Raw genomic sequence first — 22,056 nt, 5'->3', positions numbered from 1 at the left:
AGGCACCCCAGCCCCCGCCCCCGAGCAGGCCCCGCCCCATGCTCCTCGCCCACGCCTCCGGACCCCCACCCTGCCGGAACGGCACCTGGCTGCGGCGACGCGGGCCGGGTACGCGCCGTTGTTCACGCGCCCGGCCGGCTGTACCTGCGCGGCGCGGCGCGAAACGTGGGGTGCGCGTCGTTGACGCCATCCGAGGCCCAGCCACACAGTAAAAAACGTGGATCAGCGCCGCATCGCCTTCGTGCTCTTCGACGGCTTCCAGTCCCTCGACCTCTTCGGCCCGTACGAGGTGTTCCAGCATGCCCACCGGCTCACCGGCGGGTACGACTGCCGGATCGCGGCCCCGCGGCCGGGGCCGGTGCGGTCGGCCAGTGGTCTTTCGGTGCACGCTCCCTACGGCGTGGCCGATCTGGACCCGGAGACGATCGACACCGTGGTGGTGGCGGGCGGTGACGGCGTCGACGAGGCCCGGCACGATCCGGCGCTGACCGAGTGGATCGCCGCCACGGGGGTGAGTGCCCGGCGCGTCGCGTCGGTCTGCAGCGGGGTGTTCCTGTTGGCCGCCGCCGGATTGCTCGAGGGGCGGAAGGTGACGACCCACTGGGCGCGTGAGCAGCAGCTCATGCGGGAGCATCCCGAAGTGGTCGTCGACTGCGATCCCATTTTCCTCAGGGACGGGCGGGTGTGGACGTCGGCGGGCGTGACGGCGGGGATGGATCTCGCGCTCGCCCTGGTGGAGGACGACCTGGGCCGGGAGGTCGCCCACGCCACGGCGCAGGAGATGGTGCTGTTCCTGCGTCGCCCCGGCACGCAGTCGCAGTTCAGCGTGCCGTTGTGGTCGGCGCAGCCGGCCACGGATCCGATCCGGGCGGTGGTGTCGGCGATCCACGCCGATCCCGGTGCCCGGCACGGCGTCGCCGAGCTCGCGTCGCACGCCGGGCTGAGCCCCCGCCATCTGCAGCGCCGATTTGCTGCAGAGCTCGGCGTCGGGCCCGCCGCGTATGTCGAGGGCGTACGCATCGAGGCCGCCAAGCGGGCGCTCGCCGAGAGCGAGCATCCCGTCGAGACCATCGCGCGGCGGTACGGATTCGGCACGGCGGAGACGCTGCGCCGCGCGTTCCACCGGCATCTGGGTGTCGCGCCGTCCGACTACCGCGACCGTTTCCGATCCACCAGGGAGTACATGTGACCACCTATGGCCTGCTGATCTTCGACGGGGCCGAGGAGCTGGACTTCGTCGGGCCGTGGGAGGTGTTCACCGCCTCCTCCATGCTGCGCGACCACGCCGACACCGTGGTGCTGATCGCCGACGGCTCCGACGCTGTTCGCTGCAACAAGGGCATGCGGGTCCTGCCGGACCACACGCTGCACGACCACCCTCCGCTGGACGTCCTGCTGGTGCCGGGTGGCAACGGAACCCGCCGCGAGGTGTCCAACCCCGTGCTCATCGACTGGATCCGCGAGACCGCGACGAACGTCGCCTGGACGACCAGCGTGTGCACCGGGGCCCTGCTCCTGCACAAGGCGGGCCCGGCACGCGGCCGTCGGGTGGCGACCCACTTCCAGTTCGAGGACGACCTCGAGGCCAGGGGCGACGTCACCGTGGTCCGCGACGCGCGCTTCGTCGTCGACGGGAACGTGGTCACCAGCCAGGGCGTGTCCGCCGGGATCGACATGGCCCTGTGGCTCATCGGCCGTCTTCACGGCCGTGAGCACGCCCGGGCGGTCCGCCGGTACATCCAGTACGAGCCGGCCCCGCCCTACCTGTCCGACGAGCCGGTCGCCGCCTGAGAGCGCCGCTCCAGGAACACCGGGTTCGTCAGGGCCACCATCGCCCCCGACGACCGGCGGATCTCCGCCCGTACGTACGCCGACCGGGCGGGCGTGGTGTGCCACTCGAGGGTTCCGTCGGCCGGAACGGGGGCCGTGAACAGCACGCCCTGGTCCGTCACGAAGGTCGCGGTGCAGCCGGTGGCGCCCTTGGTGGTCAGGCGGAGGGTCACGGCGTCGTCCGTGCGCAGGCGTTCGCCGAGGCCCGCGTGGCCGCCACGGGTGTCCGCGGCGGTGAACGTCAGGTCGATCGCGCGGGACTCGGCGATCCAGCTGTGGCCCGCCCGCAACCCGGCCAGCAGGGCGTCGTGCGAGAGGTCGTCGGCCAGGACGACCGTGTGCGGCAGGCCCACCACCTGCGGCTCGCGGTGGGCGTCGCTGTTGCCCATCGCCGGCAGCCACCGGCCGCCCGATCGGGCGGCCGTCGCCAGCATCGCGTCCCAGGCGGCCACGGCCATCTCGTCGTCCGGGGTCCAGGTGCCGTTCCAGACCTCCAGCGCGTCGGCGTGCTCGTAGCCGAACTTCCAGTTGCAGCCGACGCAGGCGCCGAAGGGGTGGGCCGGGACGACCATGCCGCCTGTTTGCCGGATTCTGCGGGCGAAACGTCCGAACAGGTCGTCTCTCGCGCGGTAGCGCCAGTCGATGAAGGTGCCGGGGTCCGTGCCGAGCGCCACGATGTGGCCGTTGCGGGTGGTGACCTCCTCGCCGGTGAGGATCAGCAGGTCGTCGCCCCACAGGCCCTGCCAGGCGGCGTGGGAGGAGGTGGTGTTGTGCTCGGTGGTCGTGATCCAGTCCAGGCCGGCGGCGCGGGCGGCCGCGGCGATCTCGGCGGGGGTGCGGAGGCCGTCGGAGTGGACGCTGTGGAGGTGGTTGTCGCCCCGGTACCAGGCGCGGCCGCGGCCCTTCGCCCGGCGCGGCGGATGGACCGGATGCGGGGTGGCGCCCTGGCGCCCGTACCGCAGGGTGACCCTGACCTCGTAGGCGAGGCCCTGAGGGGCGACGGTGTAGGGGCCGAGGACGACGTGCCAGGTGCCGGGGCGGACGGGGCCGGGGAGATAGCCGGGGGTGGCCCGTTCGGCGCTGATGGCGAACTCCGTGCGGGCGCCGCCCGACCAGCCGCGGAAGCCGAGGCCGCCGAGCGCGGTGCCGCGCTCGTCGAAGATGCCGATGTCGCAGGCGTTGCCCTGGGTGCCTGGTGGGACGGACGGTTTGTCGTACGTATAGGAGACGGCGATCTCGCGGACGCCGCGCGGTACTTCCACGGGGAGGTAGACGAAGTCCGCGGTGTCGGCCGGAAGCCGGCCGGTGAGCGTGCGGGTCTCCTCGTCCGGGGTACGGGCGGGGCCGTCGGCGTGGGCGGAACTCACGCCGTCGAGCGTAAGCACGGTGACGGCTCCGGCGATAGCCGTCGTTCTGAGGACGTCGCGGCGGCGCATGGCCGCAGTGTGGCGGAGGGACGCCCGTGTGGGCCAGTGGTGTGTCGGCTGATTGTCGTGGGGGTCACGGTGCCCCGGCAGGGCTTACCTTTGGTCACACGCGACGACAGGGGTGCCCGGCATGCGCATCGCCACCACGACCTTCCTCACCGACGAGACGATCACTCCGGTCCGGCTCGCCCATGAGCTGGAGCAGCGTGGTTTCGCCGGTCTCTTCCTGCCCGAGCACACACATGTCCCGGTCAGCCGGGTGACGCCGGCGCCGGCGGGCGATCCGCTCCCGCGCGAGTACGGGCGCGCCCTGGACCCGTTCGTGGCGCTCTCCCAGGCGGCGGCCGTCACCCACAGGATCGAGCTGGGGACGGGCGTGACGCTGGTCGCGCAGCACGACCCCATCGTGCTGGCCAAGCAGGTGGCCTCGCTGGACTTCCTCAGCGGTGGCCGGTTCACGTTCGGCGTCGGCTACGGCTGGAACGTGGAGGAGGCCGCCGACCACGGCGTGGAGTGGCACACGCGCCGCGATCTGGTGCGCGACCGGATGGCGCTGATGCGGGCGCTGTGGGCCGGGGAACCGACGGCGTTCGCCGGGGGCTTCGGGTCCGTGGAGGCCAGCTGGGCGCATCCCAAGCCGGTGCGGGCGCCGCGCGAGCGCAAGGGCGTCGAGCCGCTGACCGGGCCTCGGACGCTGATCGGCGGGTCGGCCGGGCCGAAGCTCTTCGCGCACATCGCGGAGTACGCGGACGGCTGGATGCCCGTCGGCGGCAGCGGGCTGGGGGAGTCGCTGCCGGAGCTGCGCCGGGTGTGGTCGGAGGCGGGCCGTCCGGGGGAGCCGGAGGTGGTGCCGTACGCGGTGCATCCCTCGGCGGGAAAGCTCGCGCACTACGCCGATCTGGGCATCGCCGAGGTGGTGGTGGGGCTTCCGTCGGCGCCCGAGTCCGAGGTGCTCAGGGCGCTGGACGCGCATGCGGAGTTCCTCTAGGCGTTCAGGACAGAGCGTCCTCGGCCGTGGTCAGCCAGTACGTGACGCGCAGCGAGTCGTCGATGTGCACGCCCTCGGCCGGGAGGGCGACTTCGGTCATCTTGTCGCTGCCCTGGAAGCCGATCTCCAGGCTCCGGGCCGTGTAGCCCTTGCCACCCCGGCCGTCACCGGCGGACAGGATCACGCCCGCGTAGCCCTTCTTGCCGGGCCGGAGCGAGGTGACCGCCTGCGGCTTGGTGTGCTCCATGACCGGCGGGACGGACTGGGCGCCCTCGAACTTGACGATGGGGTAGTCCGCCAGGTCGCACAGGGTGGAGCCCGTGTTGGTGATCGTCAGCAGCATGTGGTTGAGCGGGCGGGAGACCGGGGTGGCCACGACCTCGGTGTTGTCGGCGGTGCAGGGCACGCGGTTCTCCGGGGCGCCCGGGTCGGCGTCAGCGGCCGGCGCCGACGCGTGGCCCCCTCCCTTGCCGGTGCCCGTACCGCCCGTGCCCGTACCGCCCGTCCTCTTCGCGGCCGGGGTCTTGGCGGCGGCCGTCCCGCCAGGCGTGGTGGCGGGCTTGTCCTGGGCCGGTGACTGCGGGGACCGGGCGGGCTGCGAGGCGGCGCCCTCCTCGCGGATTCCCTCTCCCTTGTCGCACGCCGTCAGGGCGAGCGAGGCGATCGCGAGGGAGGCGACGGCGAGCAGACGGGGTCGGCGGACGGAGGCGCGCATGGCGGATCTCTTTCTTCACGGGTGGGCAGCGGAGCGCCGCTCGACCGGATCCGGGAGCGGCGTGCTTGGATGACGAAAGCTTGTGCGACGCCGTGTCCTGGGCGCCAGCTTCACTGGCCGGTTAGGGACGCTGGAACGTTGACACCGGCTCTGACCTGGGGGAATGGGTGTTCTCTGGAACGAGGACATGGGATGGAGGAGTGGCGTGGGGGCAAGCGATCTCGCGGAGGCGCTGCGATCGCTGAAGGAGCGGTCCGGCCTGAGTTACGGAGTGCTGGCCAAGCGGCTGCACGTCAGTACGTCGACCTTGCACCGGTACTGCAACGGGTCCACCGTGCCGACGGAGTTCGCTCCGGTCGAGCGGTTGGCGCGCCTGTGCAAGGCCACTCCGGAAGAGCTGCTCCAGGTCCACCGGCTGTGGATCCTCGCGGACGCGACGCGCAGCCGTAAGCCGAGGGCGGACGGAGCGTCAGCCGACGCCGTCCAGCCGGAACCCGCGGCTCCGGTAGAGCCGGAACCCATGGTTCCGGTAGAGGAGGCGGCTACGGCACCGGTGCCCGACGTGGCGGCCGCTCCTCCCGGTCCCGCCGGCACGCGGTCGAGCGGGCCGACTCCCCCGGCCTCCCCGGCTTCGTCGAACGGCCGCCCACAGCGGGAACGGCGGTTCCGGAAGGCCGTGCTGGCCGCCCTGGCCGTCACCTGTGTGATGGGCTCCACCGCGCTCGCCGTCGGCCTCGCCGATGGCGGCGACGACGACAAAAGGCCCCGGCGCCCTGGAGCCTCCTCTTCCAGGGGTGCCGAGGCGGCCCGGCCCGGCAGGCCCGGGACGAGCCCGGTCGCCACGCCGTCCTCCTCCCCGGGGGAGGAAGAGGGGAAGGAGAGCGGCGAGCCCGCCGCCTCCGCCGGGCCGGACGGCACCGCGTCTCCTTCCTCCGCCGGCAAGCAGGACGGCGGTGACGACCAGGGCGACGTTCCGCTGACCGTCCACACCCGGCCCTACGCCTACGAGAGCCCCTGCTCCCAGAGCTATTTGGTCAACCGGGGCCCCGACCAGATGCCGAAGCCTCCCTTCGAGCAGGACGCGCCCGCCTGGGTGTCCGAGCTCGGAGCCGTCTCCGCCGACAACCAGTTCGTCAAGGTCACCTTGCAGGGGACCGGCACGAGCACGGTCGTGCTCGAAGAACTGCACGTCCGGGTGGACGGCACGAACGCGCCGCTCGCCTGGAACACCTACGCCACGGGCGTCGGCTGCGGCGGTGACGTGGCGACGCGGTCCTTCGGCGTCGACCTTGACGCCGGGTCACCCGCCCTCACCCCGATCGCCGGCCAGCGCGCCTTCCCGTACAAGGTCAGCCGGACCGACCCCGAGGTCTTCTACGTCAAGGCCGACGCCAAGCAGCACGATGTGCGGTGGCACCTGGAAGTGCAGTGGTCCAGCGGCAGCCGGCGCGGGGTGCTCAGGATCGACGACCAGGGCAGGCCCTTCCGCACCAGCGGTTCCACGGGCAGGCCCTCGTATCAGCAGCCGCCGGGGGACACCCGGTGGTCGCCCGCCCCCCAGGGCTGACCGTCCGCGTTCCACCGAGGCGTTCCACGGCCTGGCATGTGCGCAGGTCGGATCGACGACAGCGCGGCCGTCACCTCCTGGCAGTCCCATGCCGCCGACGCCTTGGTGTGGTGACAACGGCGCTGCCCCAGCCAGGAGAAGACCGCCCGGATATTCCGGAGGATGCCTCCGTATGACGTGACAAGAGGCACATGGAACCGGCGCATCCAGTACGTCACGGCGTCAGCGGGCGCTCGTATGCTCGGACAATGACTTCGAGCGCACAGCGACCCGAGCAGCCCGCACCGACCGCCAACGCGATGCGGCGCGCGCTCAGGCGCGCCCGGGACGGCGTGGCGCTCGACGTCACCGAGGCGGCCGTGCTGCTGCAGGCGCGCGGCGACGACCTCGTCGACCTGTGTGCCTCCGCCGCCCGGGTCCGCGACGCGGGCCTGGAGGCGGCGGGCCGGCCCGGAGTCATCACCTACTCCAAGAGCGTCTTCATCCCGCTCACCCGCCTCTGCCGCGACAAGTGCCACTACTGCACCTTCGCCACCGTCCCCGGCAAGCTGCGGCGCGCGGGCCACGGGATGTTCATGTCGCCCGACGAGGTCCTCGCCATCGCCCGGCGCGGCGCCGAACTCGGCTGCAAGGAAGCCCTCATCACCCTCGGCGACAAGCCCGAGGACCGCTGGCCCGAGGCCCGCGAGTGGCTCGAGGCCGAGGGCTACGACGACACCATCGCGTACGTACGCGCCATGGCGATCCGCATCCTTGAAGAGACCGGGCTGCTGCCGCACCTGAACCCCGGCGTGATGTCCTGGACGGACTTCCAGCGGCTCAAGCCCGTCTCCCCGTCGATGGGCATGATGCTCGAGACCACGGCGACCCGCCTGTGGAGCGAGCCCGGCGGCCCGCACCACGGCTCGCCGGACAAGGAACCGGCCGTCCGGCTGCGCGTCCTGGAGGACGCCGGGCGCAGCTCCGTGCCGTTCACCAGCGGGCTGCTGATCGGGATCGGCGAGACCTATGAGGAGCGCGCGGACTCGCTGTTCGCGCTGCGCCGCGTCTCCCGCGCCTATCACGGCATCCAGGAACTCATCATGCAGAACTTCCGCGCCAAGCCGGACACGGCCATGCGCGGCATGCCCGACGCGGAGATGGACGAGCTCGTCGCCACCGTCGCCGTCGCCCGGCACATCATGGGCCCCTCCGCCTGCCTGCAGGCGCCGCCCAACCTGGTGGACGACGAGTACGCCCGCCTGATCGGCGCCGGCATCGACGACTGGGGCGGCGTCTCGCCCCTGACGCCGGATCACGTCAACCCCGAGCGCCCCTGGCCCCAGATCGAGGAGCTCGCCGAGCGCTCGGCCGCCGCCGGCTTCGAGCTGAAGGAACGGCTCGCGGTCTACCCCGAGTTCGTCCTGCGCGGCGAGCCCTGGCTGGACCCGCGCCTGCTGCCGCACGTACGGGCGCTGGCCGACCCCGAGACGGGCCTGGCCCGCCCCGACGCCGTCGTCGAGGGTCACCCCTGGCAGGAGCCCGAGGAGGTCTTCGTCCCCAGCGGGCGCACGGACCTGCACCGCACCGTCGACACCGAGGGCCGCACCGCCGACCGGCGCGACGACTTCGACGAGGTGTACGGCGACTGGGAGGCGCTGCGCGAGGCCGCGGCGCCCGGCATGGTGCCCGAGCGGATCGACACCGACGTGCGCGAGGCACTGTCCCAGGCCGCCGACGATCCCACCCGGCTCACCGACGCCCAGGCGCTGGCCCTGCTGCACGCCGACGGCCCCGCGCTGGACGCGCTGTGCGGCATCGCCGACGACCTGCGGCGGGCCACGGTCGGCGACGACGTCACCTACATCGTCACGCGCAACATCAACTTCACCAACGTCTGCTACACCGGCTGCCGCTTCTGCGCCTTCGCCCAGCGCCGCACGGACGCCGACGCCTACACCCTCTCCCTGGACCAGGTCGCCGACCGCGCCCAGCAGGCGTGGGACGTGGGCGCGGTCGAGGTGTGCATGCAGGGCGGCATCCACCCCGACCTGCCGGGCACGGCCTACTTCGACGTCGCGCGGGCGGTCAAGGAGCGCGTGCCGGGCATGCACGTGCACGCCTTCTCCCCCATGGAGATCGTCAACGGCGCCACCCGCACGGGCCTGTCCCTGCGCGAGTGGCTCACCGCCGCCAAGGAGGCCGGGCTCGACACCATCCCCGGCACCGCCGCCGAGATCCTCGACGACGAGGTCCGCTGGGTCCTCACCAAGGGCAAGCTGCCCACGGCCACCTGGATCGAGGTCGTCAAGACCGCGCACGAGGTCGGCATCCGCTCGTCCTCCACGATGATGTACGGCCACGTGGACCAGCCCCGGCACTGGCTGGGCCACCTGCGCACGCTGGCGGAGATCCAGAAGGAGACCGGCGGGTTCACGGAGTTCGTGACCCTCCCCTTCATCCACACCAACGCCCCCGTCTACCTCGCCGGCATCGCCCGCCCCGGACCGACCCACCGCGACAACCGCGCGGTCACCGCCATGGCCCGGGTGCTGCTCCACCCGCACATCACCAACATCCAGACGAGCTGGGTGAAGCTGGGCGCCGACGGGGCGGCGGAGATGCTCCGCTCGGGCGCCAACGACCTGGGCGGCACGCTGATGGAGGAGACCATCTCCCGCATGGCGGGCTCGTCGTACGGGTCGTACCGCTCGATCCACGACCTGGTGGCCATAGCGGAGAAGGCCGGACGGCCGGCGCGGCCGCGCACGACGGTGTACGGCACGGTGTCCCAGGAGCGGCAGGACGCGGCGCTGGCCTCGGACGGCCATCTGCCCGACCTGCTGCCGGTGCTGGGGAACGACTGACAACCGCTGGGGAACGACTGACAACCCGTATTCGCACAAGTGTTGCGGTTCTGTCGCCGCCCGCCGACCCGGCGGCGACAGACCCCGCATAGGGTTTCCCGCATGTCTTGGCCCCAGAACCCTCAGCAGCCGCAGCAGCCCGAGCAGCCGCAGGACCCTCAGGCGTCACAGGGCGGCTTCGGCCCGGCGCCCGCGTGGGGCCCGAACGGCGACGGACACGCACAGCCCACGATGCTCTCCCAGCCGGCCGTGCCGGCGCCGCCGGGACCGGCGCACGGTGGCCCCGGCATGCCCCCGCCCCCGCCGGGTCCGGCGCAGGGCGGCGCCCACGCACAGCCCACGATGCTCTCCCAGCCGGCCGTCCCGCCCCCGCCGGGACCGGCAGGGCGGCGCCCACGCACAGCCCACGATGCTCTCCCAGCCGGCCGTCCCGCCCCCGCCGGGACCGGCACACGGCGGCGGCCCCGGCATGGCCCCGCCCCCCGCCGCCCGCGCCGTACGGCGGCCCCGGCATGGCCCCGCCGCCCGGAGCCCATCAGGCGCACCAGGCGCCGCAGCAGCAGCCGCAGTACGGGATGCCCCCGGGCATGCAGCAGCCGGGCATGCAGCCGGGCGGCCCCGCGCCGCGCCCGCCGAAGAAGAACACCACGCTCCTCGCCGTCGTCGGCGGCGTCGTGGCGCTGGCGGTCATCGGCGGTGCAGGCGTCTACTTCCTGACCGGCGACGACGGCGACAAGAAGGCCGACGAGTCCCAGGGCGCGCCCAAGAACCCGGGCAACGAGAAGGACAAGCAGCCGGAGGCGCCCGCCCAGGGCGACGACGGCGGCGCCTCGGCCGCCCCCGGCTCCTCCCAGCCGATGGTCGCCGGCTGGCAGACCCAGATGCGCCAGGAGCACTTCTTCCAGTACGACGTGCCGGGCAAGGCCGACAAGTGGAAGGTCTTCCCCACGGACACCGCCGTCTCCTACACCGAGAACGGCAAGCCGGCCGTCGTGATGTCCGGCACCGCCAACTTCAAGGAGGGCGGCTGCGCCTCGTCCGCCAACCCCGACTCGGTCGGCGAGGCCGGCAAGGGCCAGCTCGCCACGGTCGGCACCACCGGCGGCGGCCGGGACGGCGACCTCAAGACGAACGCCCGGAACTGGGCGGGCAACTGGGGCTTCTTCGCCTACGGCGGCAAGGAGCACAAGCCGAAGATCGAGATCACGGACGAGAAGGCCTGGACGCGCAACGGCCTCGAGGGCTGGACCGCCACCGCCAAGGTGACGATCGCCAACCGCCCGAGCCCCTGCGTGCCGGCCACCGCGATCGTCAAGAGCATCGCCCAGAAGATGCCCGACGGCACCTTCCACGGCTGGGTCCTCTACGCCGACCAGGGGGTCCCGGACGCCCTGACCACCGAGCAGATCGACAAGATCATGGGGACGGTCCGGCCGCTCAAGAAGAGCTGACGGGCCGGAAGGTCCGGTGGACATGACGGAGCCCTCTCGGCCGGGACGGCGTGCCAGGCGAGAGGGCTCTGTGCGGCGGTGTCCTCACGGCGATCGCGGTGATGGCGACGCTGTGCCGGAGGACCCGCGGCTGATCAGAGAGCGCGCGAACCGTCGTTGACGACCGCCACGAACGCGGACCAGTTCTCGGGGGTGAAGGCGAGGGACGGGCGCTGCGGGTCCTTCGAGTCACGGACCGCGATCGTGTGCCGCACAGGGGAGGCGACCTCCACGCAGTCGCCGTGGGCCAGCGAGTACGAGGACTTCCGCCACGTGGTCTTTCCCTGCTGAATCGCCATGAGTTGCTCCGATGCCATTGAGGTACAGCTGTGTGCTGATGAGCCCTGATCCTTTGGTGGATCAGACCGCCGGTTTCCCGAGGCGCGATCGACGTTACGCGCCAACATCACCGGATGAACGGGCTCATCACTCGACCGGATGGCGTATTCCATTCATCCCTTCCGTGGGGAGGGGGAGCGGTGTATCTTCCCTCCCTCACGAGCGGACGGACGGAATTCGGTGGCAGTAGAGCTGGATGGGGCCGGACGGGCCCTGAGGGAACGGGCCTTGGGGCACCGTCCCTCGGGCGGCGGCGTCCCTCGGGCCGCGGCCGCTCAGCCCTCGCCGGCCCCCGCCCAGTCCTCGGCGATCTGGAGGATGAACCGCCGGGAGTCCTCGGCGTTGAGAGCCTGCATCCGCAAATGCTCGTACATCACGCTGTAGGCCTGGACGTCATTGGGCTTCTCCAGATAAAGATCGCTGGTGATCCCCTCCAGGTACACCGTGCTGGCGTCCTGCGGGTCATGGAATTCAAGAATCGAGAATTTTCCGTACATGCCGGGATGAGCGCCCACCGAATAAGGCAGCACCTGCACCGTGATGTGCGGCTGGAGGCTGAACTCCACCAAATGTTCCATCTGTTCCCGCATGATGGAGCCGCTGCCCACGATCCGGCGCAGCGCCGACTCGTCGATCACCGCCCACAGGCGCATCGGGTTCTCCGGGTCGGTGATGCGCTCCTGGCGCCGCATGCGCACCTGCACCCGCCGCTCGACATCCGCCGCCGTCGCCTCGGGCCAGGAACCCTCGGTCACCGCACTGGCGTAATTCGGGGTCTGCAGCAGACCCGGAACGAGCGACGCCTCGTACACCCGCAACGAGGCGGCGTCGGTTTCCAGGCCGATATAGACGCTGTAGGGAATGTCGCCGAAGGCGTGCCACCAGCCCTGCTGGCGCGACTCCTTGGCCATCTGCATCAGGGAATCCACGATGCGGTGGTCCTCGACCCCGTACACGCTGCACAGGTCCCGGACGTCACGCTGGCTGATGCTGCGGCGGCCGTTCTCCAGCCGGCTGATCTTCGACTGCGATGCCAGTAGCCGCTCGGCCACCTCCTCGGCGGTCATGCCCTTGAGTTCTCGGAGCTTGCGCAGCTCCTGCCCCAAGCGGCGCCGCCTTACGGTGGGGTTGACACTGGACGCCACGGGACGCACCTCCGGCTCCGTCATGCTGCTTCTCTCCTGCTCCGCAGCCTGCCACCACTGGCCTGGGCGGCGCTGGAAAATGCTTACACCAAGTCCGCTTGCGGCGACCGGCACTGGGGGCGCGTGACGTAGGGCGTCTACGCGCGGGCGCGCGGACAGGCGCGCGGGGCGGCGGGGCCGTGTCGTCGGGGTCGACGCCACGGCCCGCCGCCCCGCGCGCTGTCGCGGCTACCGGACCGGCTCGTGGGGACTGCGGTGCGGTCGGGTGGAGCGGAAGGCGATGCGTGGTTCAGCGGCTGCTGAACCGTTTCACGAGACGCCCGCGCGGGCCATGACGCCATGGTGCTGCGCCTGCTGCGCGGCGGCCACCCCGGCCGCCTCGGAGGGCGGCCGTACGGCCGTGCCCCGGCGTCCCGTTCCATTGCCGCCGGCCGTCGCCGGCGCCCGTCGCGGCTGTGCCGCGACGCCGTTCTGCACGTCCATCACGGCGTGCGCCACCAGCCCGCCCATGGGGTCGTGCCGGATCAGGTCCCGGAGCCGGGAACGCGAGGAGCGGCCCTCGTTCCCCGGGTAGAGGTGCTTTCCGAGACCGACCGCGTGGGCCAGCGCGGCGAGCGCCGCGGTCCGCGGGTCCGGCGGGACGCCGGTGCGGATCGCGCTGTCCAGCCGGGTCCTGATCTCCCGGCTGATGGCCGTGTCCGTCGCCTGGTAGCGCGTGGTCGGCAGCACCCCGCACATCTGGCCCGCCACGGCATGCACCATGCCGCACCGCTCCAGGTGCGTGAGATACGTCTGACGCAGCCCCAGCCGGGGCCCGCCGATCCAGTGCACGGCCCGCACCGGGCTGCCGCGACGGCGCAGCAGTTCGAGTGCGGTGTCCAGCGTCGGATCTCCTGTCGGCCGTGGGTGGACCACGGCGATACGATCCCCGTCTGGGGCTATCCGTCCGGCCAGAGCCAGCTCCACGAGCTGTGCTCCGGCGAGACCGAGGTCGAGCGACTGCGGCTGCGCCGTTGTTCCCGTCGCCGGGTCCAAGGCGAGCAGCAGAAGCTCCTCCGGAATTGTTCTGCGGCTCCTGCCCATCCATGCCTCCCCGCGTGGATGAATGACAGGGTGACCCCTCTCACATTGGTCTGTCGAGAGTGCGTGGTGGCTTCGGGCGGGAACCGGTAGGTATGTCGTCTCGTCTTGCACGTGGGTGAAGACCCGACGATGTCCTCTGACGTACGGTGCGCTGCGACGTGACGTGCCAGAGGACACTGGTACACGTTGAGAGCATCGGGGAGCGGGGCGACCAGTCGCCCCGCCCTCGGCGTATGGCGCGGGAATTCGAGGAGGCATCGGTGGCGGGCGAGTCCCCCGACAAGTCGGAGCAGCGGAAGTCGTCGGGGGAGACGACTGGCACGACCGGCGGCGAACGCGATCCCAGGCTCGGAGTCATCCGGGAAACGGGGTCTTCGGTGAAGACGGCCGTGAAGCCGTCCTCGGCCGCGCCCGGCTCTGAGGACGTTTCCCCCGAGGAGAGCACGGACGCGGCCCGGGCCGACGCCGGAGCCGGCCCCGGCAAGGGCACTGGGAAGGCTGCTGACGGGGCCTCTGCGTCCGCAAAGGCCCCGGGCGGCGACGACCGCCTGAAGGCCGCTGTGGAGGCGTGGGTGGCCGGGGCGGACGAGGACGAGGCCGACGAGGCCGACTCCGGTGCCGACGCCGGCGAAGGCGATGCGGAGACCGGCGGCGCCGCCTCCGCTCCCGCGGAGAAGCCGGACCCGAAGCCCGCTGTCGACAAGCCGACCGCGGTCTTCAAGACCGTCACCCCGAAGGACGCCAAGGCCGACGAGGGCGCCAAGGACGCCAAGGCCGACGAGGACGCCAAGGGTGGCAAGGCCTGTGAGGCCGACAAGCCCGCCGCCGACCAGCCGACCGCCGTCTTCCGTACGATGCCGGCGAAGACCGAAAAGGCTGACAAGGCTGACAAGAGCGAGAAGGCCGAGAAGGCCGACAAGCCTGCGGCCGATCAGCCGACCGCCGTCTTCCGTACGATGCCGCCGAAGGCCGAGGGCAAGCAGGACGACTCGTCCGCCGACGACAAGCCTGCCGTCGACAAGCCCACCGCGGTCTTCAAGGCCGTGGCCCCGAAGGACGCCAAGGACTCGAAGGACGCCAAGGGCGGCAACGAGGCCAAGGCCGGCGGCAAGCCCGCCGCCGCCAAGCCCGCCATCGAGGAGCCCACCGAGCTCCTCAAGGCGCCCACCCCGCTCCCGACCCCCGGTCAGGAGCGCAAGAGCCAGTTCGTCCCGCTCAAGAAGGACGACGAGGCCCCCGCCAAGCCCGCGACGCCCAAGCCCGCGACGGCGAAGCCCGCCACGCCCAAGGCCGGCGCGCCCGCGAAGCCGGCGGCGCCCAAGCCCGCCGTGCCCGGCAAGCCGTCCGTGCCCGGCAAGCCCGGCGTCCCGGTGTCGGCTCCGCCGCCCGTCGGGCCGCCCGGGGGTGCCGCGGCGCGTCCTCAGGGGCCGCAGCAGCCGCCGGCGCCGCTGGACCTGCTGGCTCAGCTGACCAACACTCCGCCGCCGCCGGAGACGCCCGTCCGCACGTTCGCGCGCCGGGTGAAGATCTGGACGCCGCTGGTGATCCTGCTGGGGATCGTCTTCGTCGTCGTGCAGTCGTTCCGGCCGCTGCCGGAGCCGAAGCTCTCGCTGGCCGGGAAGAAGTCCTTCACGTTCGCGGGCGAGCAGCCCGACATGGCCTGGCCGCAGCAGGGTCAGTCCGCGGTGAAGGTGCTGGGTTCCGGTGACGTGGGCACGTCCGGCGACCAGAAGCCCGTGCCGACGGCGAGCGTCGCCAAGGTGATGACGGCGTACGTGATCCTCAAGGACCACCCGCTGAAGCCGGGCGAGAAGGGCTCGCCGATCACCATCGACGCCCAGGCGGCCGCCGAGTCCCAGGCCAAGGACGAGTCGCGCCTGGTCGTGACGGAGAATCAGCAGTTCTCGCAGTACGACATGCTGCAGATGCTGCTCATCCCCTCCGGCAACAACATCGCCCGCCAGCTGGCGCGCTGGGACTCGAAGTCCGAGGAGGAGTTCGTCACGAAGATGAACGCCGCCGCCAAGGACCTCGGCATGACGAACACGACGTACACCGACCCCAGCGGTCTGAAGGAGACGACCAAGAGCACCGCCTCGGACCAGGTGAAGCTGGCCGAGGTGATCATCAAGAACCCGGTCGTCCGCGAGATCGTGGGCAAGCCCAACGCGACCATTCAGGGCCTGAACGAGCCGATCTACAACAACAACGACAAGCTGCTGACCAAGGGCACCGGCGTGCTGGGCGTCAAGACCGGCTCCAGCGGCCCGGCCGGCGGCGCGCTGATGTGGGCGGCCAAGCGGACGATCGACGGCAAGGAGCGGCTGATCGTCGGCGCCACCATGGACCAGCGCAACCCGCGCTCGAACGACGCCAACGCCCACCTCGCGGTGGTGCTCGAGAACAGCTACAAGCAGACGCTGGCCGTCCAGAAGTCCCTGACCTCGGCGCCCGTGATCAAGAAGGGCGACGTCGTCGGCCATGTCGAGGACGGTCTCGGCGGCCGCACCCCGGTCGTGGCCACGAAGGACGTCACGGCCGTGGGCTGGGCGGGCTTCACGACCAAGTTCACGCTGAGCGACGCCGGCCGCAAGCTCCCGCACTCGGCGAAGGCCGGGACCGAGGTCGGCGAGCTGACCGTGGGCAGCGGCGCGGACGCGGTCAAGGTGCCGGTGGCGCTGAAGGCGCCCCTGGCCGAGCCGTCCTTCGGCTCGAAGCTGACGCGTCTGGGCTGACGAGTCCGGGCCGAGGCTCCCGGTCCGTACTCCGCGTACGGGCCGGGAGCCGCCGCACGGCCCCGGAGATGTGTGGAGGCGTGTCAGGACGTGGGGGTTTGCTCGCCACGACCGGGCATGCGTGAAGATGGGGTGATTGGAACCTCGGGGGAAAGACGGGGAGAGCCGCAGTGAGCACCGTGGGGCCGGCGCGTGCCGGTAGGCCGGGAGAGCCGGACAGTGAGAGATCCGGCGACGGCGCCACCGGACCGTATCCGGCGCCCGGAGCGTCCGGCCGGCGCCGCCCGTCGTGGGCGGTGGTGCCGGGCCACCGGCGCGACGGCGGGTGGGCGCTCCTCACCCGGACCGTCCCCCTGACCCTCCTCGTGGCCGCGGTGCTGAACCTGCTGTGGGTGCTGGTCTTCGCCAACAGCGGCGGCGACCTGGCCGCGCAGGACGCGTGGGCGGAGTTCGCGCTGCAGCACCCGGAGTCGGCGTACAACCTCGCCTGGTACGGCGGGATGCACCCCGTCTCGTACAGCGTGATCTCGCCCTACCTCATGGCGCTGCTGGGCGTGCGCACCACGATGATGATCGCGAGCACGGTCTCGGCCGGGTTGATCGCGCTGCTGCTCGTGCGCAGCCGGGTGGTGAAGCGGCCGCTGTGGCCGGCGCTGTACGGAACGTTCGCGCTGCTGTGCAACGCCATATCCGGGCGGGTGACCTTCGCGCTCGGCGTGATGTTCGGGCTGGCGGCCGTGGCGACGATCTTCGCGTGGCCGGCGGCCTGGCGCGCGGACGGCCGCTACCGCTGGGGGCGGGCGGCGCTGGCCGGGCTGACGGCGGGGCTGGCGACGGCCTCGAGCCCGGTGGCGGGCCTGTACGTGGGCATCGTGGCCGCCGCGCTGTGGCTGGGCGCCCGCCGTCCGGCGGCGTACGCGCTGGGGCTGACGCCGGTGCTGGTCGTGGGGCTGTCGGCGTGGCTGTTCCCGTTCTCCGGGCAGCAGCCGATGTCGTTCGCCTCGGTGATCCTGCCCCTCCTCGCGGGCGTCTTCGGGATGGCGTTCACGCCCTCCTCGTGGCGGACGGTCCGCGTCGTCTCGGCGCTGTACGTGCTGGGCGTGCTGCTGGTCTGGCTGATCCCCTCGCAGATCGGGACGAACATCTCCCGGCTCGGCATGATCTTCGGCGGGGTGGTGCTGATCGCGGCCCTGATGGAGATCGAGGTCCCGCCGCGGGCCGAGCTGTTCCGGCGCGGCCGGGTCTGGACCGCGAGCGTGCTGGCGGTGCTGACCCTCACGGTCTGGCAGTCCGCCAACTCCATCAGCGACATCATCCACACCACCCCCGCCGCCTCCTGGGCCCGCGAGCTGGCCCCCCTGGTGGACCGGCTGCAGCGGGTGGACGCCTCGCGCGGCCGGGTCGAGGTCGTGCCGGCGCGCAGCCACCGCGAAGCCTCGGCGCTGTTCCCGTACGTGAACCTGGCCCGCGGCTGGAACCGGCAGGCCGACCTCAAGCGCAACCCGCTCTTCTACGAGGAGGGCCTGCTCACCCCGGCCAGCTACCGCGACTGGCTCGACCGCTGGGCCGTGCACTACGTGGTGCTGCCCACCGACGAGCCGGACAACGCGGGCGTCGAGGAGGCCAAGCTGGTCGGCGCCGGGCAGACGTACCTGCGCGAGATCTGGTCGGACGCCAACTGGCGGCTGTTCGAGGTCAAGGACCCCACGCCGCTCGCGGACCCGCCGGCGACGGTGGACAAGGTGAAGGCCAACGAGATCACCGTCACCGTGCGGTCGGCGGGCGTGGTGCGGGTCCGTATCCCGTACTCGCCGTGGCTGGCGCTGGTGGACGAGGGCGGCAAGGCGCTCCAGCCGCCCAAGGCGGGGCCGCGCGGTGAGCCGCCGGTCAACATCCACGGCTGCCTGGCCAAGCAGGTGGTGCCCGCGAAGGCGGGCGAGCCGGAGGACGACTGGACCCTGCTGCGCGCCCCGCGCGGGGGGACGTACCGCATCGCGTCGCCGTACAAGCTGCCGCGCGGCACGGGCTGCCCGGACGATCTGGTGCCCTGACGCCGACGGAACGCACCACAACGCGAGTCGAACGGGTGACCGAGGGTAGTGCCTCGGTCACCCGTTCGTCGTCCGCCGGGCTGCGGGCCGGGGGGATCGCGGCTTCGCTCGGCATAGAGAAGCGCGGAAACCCGACTCCGCTGCGGCACATCGGCGTGCCGCGTCCGCGCTCACGGAGGAAGCATGCGTACTGCACGAGTGCTCACCGGGGCCGCCCTCGCCATAACGGCACCGGTCCTGTCGAGCGGCCCCGCGCACGCCGACGACGCCTTCGGACAGCTGGAGGTCAGCCCGAGCAGCGTGCGGCCGGGCGCGACGGTCACGGTGAACACCACCGCCTGCGGCCCCAAGGGACACGGCACGGGTGACGCCAGCGCGGTCGGCGGCCCGGCGTCGTTCGACCTCACGCCCGGCAGCCACAAGGAGGTCGTGGTGGGCCGGTTCAAGGTGCCCGATTCGGCCAAGCCCGGCACGTACGGCATCGGCGCCAAGTGCGACGACGGCAAGGAGGCCACGGGCGACCTGATGGTCACCGAGGGCGCCGGAGGCTCCCGGTCCGCCTCGTCCTCCGCCCCCGCATCGGCCCCCGCCTCCGCCGCTCCCGCCTCGCAGCCGGCCGCGCCGAGCATGCCGGCGACCATGCCGGCGACGCCCGCCTCGCCCCCATGGGCGGCATGCGCACCGGCGTCGGCGGGACGAGCGAGAGCTCGGGCACGGCCGAGATCGTGGCGGGCGCGGCCGTGCTGGCCACGGCGGCCGTCGCCGGCACCTGGTTCCTGCGCCGCCGCGGCGGCGGCAGCCGGGTCTGACCGAGGCCCTCCCGGGTGCCGGCCGGTCCGCCCCTCGGTCCCCGGACGCGCGCACGGCGTCCGGGGCCTGGGACGGCCCCGGAGGGTTCCCGGGCAGCGGCGCCTTCCTGCGGGCCGCGCCCGCGCCCCGGGGCGCCCTGAGGACCGCGTCGAGCGCGACGCCCGGCGCAAGGCGCTGCTCGCCGCCGTGCTCATGGTCGCGCTGCTGGCGGGCAGCTGGCTCATCGAGCACGGCGCCAAGGACCAGGCGCCGCCGCCCCAGCCCTCCAGGGCCGAGGCGTTCGCCGCCCCGGACGAGCCCTCCTCGGCCCGCGCCGCAACGAGCGGGCCGTCCGCCGCTGCCGCCCGCCGCCCCCACGCGCGTGGTCATCCCCGCCATCCGGGTCGACGCCCCCCTGATGCCGCTCGGGCTGCTGCCGGACCGGAGCCTGGCGAGCCCGCCGGAGGCGGACACCAACCTCGCCGGGTGGTACGCCGCCGGCACCGCGCCCGGCGCGTCCGGCACCGCCGTCGTCGCCGGGCACGTCGACAACGAGAGCGGCCCGGCGGTCTTCTACAACCTCGGCGCCCTGAAGAAGGCCGACACCGTGGAGATGGCCCGCGCGGACGGGCGGACCGCCGTCTTCACCATCGACGCCATCGAGGTCTACGACCGGCAGCGCTTCCCGTCCGCGAAGGTGTACGGCTCCTCCGGGCGGGCCGAGCTGCGGCTGATCACCTGCGGCGGAGGCTTCTCGACGGAGGACGACGCCTACCTGGGCAACGTGGTCGTCTACGCCCACCTGACCGGGGTGCGCGTGACACCCCGGCCTGCGGGCGACTGGAAGGCCCCGGCCCGGGACCGAGGTCGAGACCGAGGCCCGAGGGCGCCCTAGAACTCCTCGGAAGTCCTCAGAAGTCCTCGAAGGGGGGTTCCTCGTCGCCCCAGTGCGGCTCCTCCTCGGGCCACGGCGGCTCGTCCCCGGCCGTCGGCCGGGGGGCCGCCGGGCGGGCCTGCTGCGGCCGGCTGTCCGCGCGCGGCGCGGGCACCTGCGGCGCCGGGGCGTGCGGCGCGGCAGGTGCGACCGGCGCGGCCGGGCTGTCCGCGGCGTCCGCCCCGGCGTCGCCGAGCCCCGTGAGCACCTCGAGGATCTGCTCGCCGTACTTCGCGAGCTTGTTCTCGCCGACGCCGCCCACCGCGGACAACGTCCCGAGCGAGGCCGGCCGGGCCGTGGCGATCTCGCGCAGCGTGGCGTCGTGGAAGATCACGTACGCGGGCACGCCCTGCTCCCGCGCGGCCGCCGCCCGCCAGGCGCGCAGCGCCTCGAAGACCGGCACCGCGGAGGCGGGCAGGTCGACCGGGGCGGCGCGCTTGCCCGTACCCGAGGACTTCGCGGACTTGGACGAGCGGGCCGGCTTCTTCGGCTCGCGGCGCAGCGGCACCTGGCGGCGCGAGCCGAGCACGTCCGCGCTGGCGTCGGTGAGGACGAGCGTGCCGTAGTCGCCCTCCACGGCCAGCAGGCCCTGGGCCAGCAGCTGCCGCACCACGCCCCGCCACTCGGCGACGGACAGCTCGGCGCCGATGCCGAAGACGGACAGGGCGTCGTGGTCGAACTGGATGACCTTCGCGGTCTTCTTGCCCATCAGGATGTCGATGATGTGGCCCGCGCCGAACTTCTGCCGCCGCTCCCGGGCCAGCCGGAAGATCGCCGACAGGAACTTCTGGGCGGCGACCGTGCCGTCCCAGGTTTCCGGCGGGGTCAGGCACGTGTCGCAGTTGCCGCATGCGCTGCTCGGCTGGCCGAAGTACTCCAGCAGCCGCACGCGACGGCAGGAGACCGTCTCGCACAGGGCCAGCATGGCGTCCAGGTGGGTGCCCAGGCGGCGGCGGTGCGCGTCGTCGCCCTCCGAGCCGTCGATCATCTTGCGCTGCTGGACGACATCCTGCAGACCGTAGGCCAGCCAGGCTGTCGAGGGCAGGCCGTCACGGCCGGCGCGGCCGGTCTCCTGGTAGTACCCCTCGACGGACTTGGGGAGGTCCAGGTGGGCCACGAAGCGGACGTCCGGCTTGTCGATGCCCATGCCGAAGGCGATCGTCGCGACCATGACGACGCCGTCCTCGCGCAGGAAGCGCGACTGGTTGGCCGCGCGCGTGCCCGCGTCCAGACCCGCGTGGTACGGCAGGGCCTCGACGCCGTGCTGGGCCAGGAACGCGGCGGTGTCCTCCACCCCCTTGCGCGAGAGGCAGTAGACGACGCCCGCGTCGCCTGCGTGCTCGGTGCGCAGCAGCTCCAGCAGCTGCTTCTTCGGGTCGTTCTTGGGCTCGATGCGGTACTGGATGTTGGGCCGGTCGAAGCTGGCGACGAAATGCCGGGCCTCGCGCAGGTTCAGCCGCGTGGCGATCTCCGTGCGCGTGGCGTCGGTGGCGGTCGCGGTCAGGGCGATGCGCGGCACGTCCGGCCAGCGCTCGTGCAGCGCGGACAGGGCGAGGTAGTCGGGCCGGAAGTCGTGGCCCCACTGGGCCACACAGTGCGCCTCGTCGATGGCGAAGAGGGAGATCTTGCCCCGCTCGAGCAGCCGCAGCGTGGCGTCCACGCGCAGCCGCTCGGGCGCCAGGTAGAGCAGGTCCAGCTCGCCGGCGAGGAACTCGGCCTCCACCGTGCGGCGTTCGTCGAAGTCCTGCGTGGAGTTCAGGAAGCCGGCCCGCACGCCGAGCGCCCGCAGCGCGTCGACCTGGTCCTGCATGAGCGCGATCAGCGGCGAGACGACGACGCCCACGCCCGGCCGGACGAGCGCCGGGATCTGGTAGCACAGCGACTTGCCGCCGCCGGTCGGCATCAGGACGAGCGCGTCGCCGCCGGCGACGACATGCTCGATGATCTCTTCCTGATCGCCGCGGAAGGCGTCGTAGCCGAAGACGCGGCTCAGGCAGGCCAGGGCGTCGCTGCCGGCGGCTTCGATGATCGTTGTGGGGTCGGCCATTGAAGAAGTCTACGAGCCGCCACCGACACCCGGCGGTGGATCACACGATCGGGCCGGGCCGGGCGGTCAG

The 22,056-nt window shown here is 72.5% G+C and carries 15 protein-coding genes and 1 pseudogene; 10 read left to right on the top strand and 6 right to left on the bottom strand.

The window, feature by feature from the left end; genetic code table 11:
- Positions 1-217 precede the first annotated feature (217 nt).
- Both J1792_RS03500 and J1792_RS03495 read left to right on the top strand, forming a co-directional pair.
- Positions 218-1,189 (top strand): GlxA family transcriptional regulator, encoded by a 972-nt coding sequence (locus J1792_RS03500; protein WP_207246653.1) that lies wholly within the window; start codon positions 218-220, stop codon positions 1,187-1,189.
- Positions 1,186-1,791, top strand: a complete 606-nt coding sequence (locus J1792_RS03495; RefSeq protein WP_086573341.1) for a DJ-1/PfpI family protein — start codon at positions 1,186-1,188, stop codon at positions 1,789-1,791. The genes J1792_RS03500 and J1792_RS03495 overlap by 4 nt, the downstream gene beginning before the upstream one ends.
- Here the strand turns inward: J1792_RS03495 and J1792_RS03490 are convergent.
- Positions 1,761-3,266, bottom strand: a complete 1,506-nt coding sequence (locus J1792_RS03490) for a CehA/McbA family metallohydrolase (RefSeq protein WP_207246652.1) — start codon at positions 3,264-3,266, stop codon at positions 1,761-1,763. The two genes, J1792_RS03495 and J1792_RS03490, sit on opposite strands and share 31 nt — an antisense overlap.
- A 121-nt stretch (positions 3,267-3,387) precedes the next feature.
- Here J1792_RS03490 and J1792_RS03485 point away from each other — a divergent pair, with 121 nt between their 5' ends.
- On the top strand, positions 3,388-4,245 hold the full coding sequence (locus tag J1792_RS03485) for a TIGR03619 family F420-dependent LLM class oxidoreductase (RefSeq protein ID WP_207246651.1): 858 nt from the start codon (positions 3,388-3,390) through the stop codon (positions 4,243-4,245).
- Between the two features lie 4 nt (positions 4,246-4,249).
- Here J1792_RS03485 and J1792_RS03480 read toward each other — a convergent pair whose 3' ends face one another.
- A complete protein-coding gene (locus J1792_RS03480) occupies positions 4,250-4,960 on the bottom strand; it encodes a DUF4232 domain-containing protein (protein WP_086573338.1) in 711 nt (236 codons plus the stop codon).
- A gap of 205 nt (positions 4,961-5,165) precedes the next feature.
- On the opposite strand from J1792_RS03480, the gene J1792_RS03475 reads away from it, so the two are divergent.
- The 3 genes from J1792_RS03475 (at position 5,166) to J1792_RS03465 (ending at position 10,824) form a co-directional block, all read left to right on the top strand.
- Positions 5,166-6,527 (top strand): transcriptional regulator, encoded by a 1,362-nt coding sequence (locus tag J1792_RS03475; protein WP_307842895.1) that lies wholly within the window; start codon positions 5,166-5,168, stop codon positions 6,525-6,527.
- A 248-nt stretch (positions 6,528-6,775) separates the two neighbouring features.
- Entirely contained in the window at positions 6,776-9,373 is a 2,598-nt protein-coding gene (locus J1792_RS03470; protein ID WP_086573336.1) for a bifunctional FO biosynthesis protein CofGH, read from the top strand.
- A gap of 512 nt (positions 9,374-9,885) precedes the next feature.
- The gene (locus J1792_RS03465; RefSeq protein ID WP_242645432.1) at positions 9,886-10,824 is read left to right on the top strand and encodes a DUF8017 domain-containing protein; all 939 of its coding nucleotides are present in this window, start codon (positions 9,886-9,888) and stop codon (positions 10,822-10,824) included.
- Positions 10,825-10,958: 134 nt separating this feature from the next.
- Here J1792_RS03465 and J1792_RS03460 read toward each other — a convergent pair whose 3' ends face one another.
- The 3 genes from J1792_RS03460 to J1792_RS03450 form a co-directional block, all read right to left on the bottom strand.
- The gene (locus tag J1792_RS03460) at positions 10,959-11,162 is read right to left on the bottom strand and encodes a DUF397 domain-containing protein (RefSeq protein ID WP_086574626.1); all 204 of its coding nucleotides are present in this window, start codon (positions 11,160-11,162) and stop codon (positions 10,959-10,961) included.
- Between the two features lie 315 nt (positions 11,163-11,477).
- Positions 11,478-12,347 carry a helix-turn-helix domain-containing protein gene (locus J1792_RS03455; protein ID WP_207247079.1) on the bottom strand — a complete coding sequence of 290 codons (870 nt, stop codon included), beginning with the start codon at positions 12,345-12,347 and terminating at the stop codon, positions 11,478-11,480.
- Positions 12,348-12,656: 309 nt separating this feature from the next.
- Positions 12,657-13,430 carry a GOLPH3/VPS74 family protein gene (locus J1792_RS03450; RefSeq protein ID WP_207246649.1) on the bottom strand — a complete coding sequence of 258 codons (774 nt, stop codon included), beginning with the start codon at positions 13,428-13,430 and terminating at the stop codon, positions 12,657-12,659.
- Between the two features lie 233 nt (positions 13,431-13,663).
- On the opposite strand from J1792_RS03450, the gene J1792_RS03445 reads away from it, so the two are divergent.
- The 4 genes and pseudogenes from J1792_RS03445 (at position 13,664) to J1792_RS03430 (ending at position 19,900) form a co-directional block, all read left to right on the top strand.
- Entirely contained in the window at positions 13,664-16,165 is a 2,502-nt protein-coding gene (locus J1792_RS03445) for a D-alanyl-D-alanine carboxypeptidase (RefSeq protein ID WP_242645430.1), read from the top strand.
- A gap of 170 nt (positions 16,166-16,335) precedes the next feature.
- Positions 16,336-18,216 carry a DUF8823 domain-containing protein gene (locus tag J1792_RS03440; RefSeq protein ID WP_086574621.1) on the top strand — a complete coding sequence of 627 codons (1,881 nt, stop codon included), beginning with the start codon at positions 16,336-16,338 and terminating at the stop codon, positions 18,214-18,216.
- Positions 18,217-18,890: 674 nt separating this feature from the next.
- Positions 18,891-19,025, top strand: coding sequence for a GVDTG sorting domain-containing protein (locus J1792_RS34995; RefSeq protein ID WP_278186244.1), 135 nt, complete (start codon positions 18,891-18,893; stop codon positions 19,023-19,025).
- A gap of 193 nt (positions 19,026-19,218) precedes the next feature.
- A pseudogene (locus J1792_RS03430) lies at positions 19,219-19,900 on the top strand (class F sortase).
- Positions 19,901-19,916: 16 nt separating this feature from the next.
- Here J1792_RS03430 and recQ read toward each other — a convergent pair.
- On the bottom strand, positions 19,917-21,986 hold the full coding sequence (recQ, locus tag J1792_RS03425) for a DNA helicase RecQ (protein ID WP_207246648.1): 2,070 nt from the start codon (positions 21,984-21,986) through the stop codon (positions 19,917-19,919).
- Positions 21,987-22,056: the final 70 nt, after the last annotated feature.

The sequence above is a fragment of the Streptomyces triculaminicus genome, assembly GCF_017349075.1.
Lineage (GTDB): Bacteria > Actinomycetota > Actinomycetes > Streptomycetales > Streptomycetaceae > Streptomyces > Streptomyces triculaminicus.
Note: the sequence above shows the minus strand (reverse complement) of the source record. Positions and strands in the feature narration are given on the sequence as shown.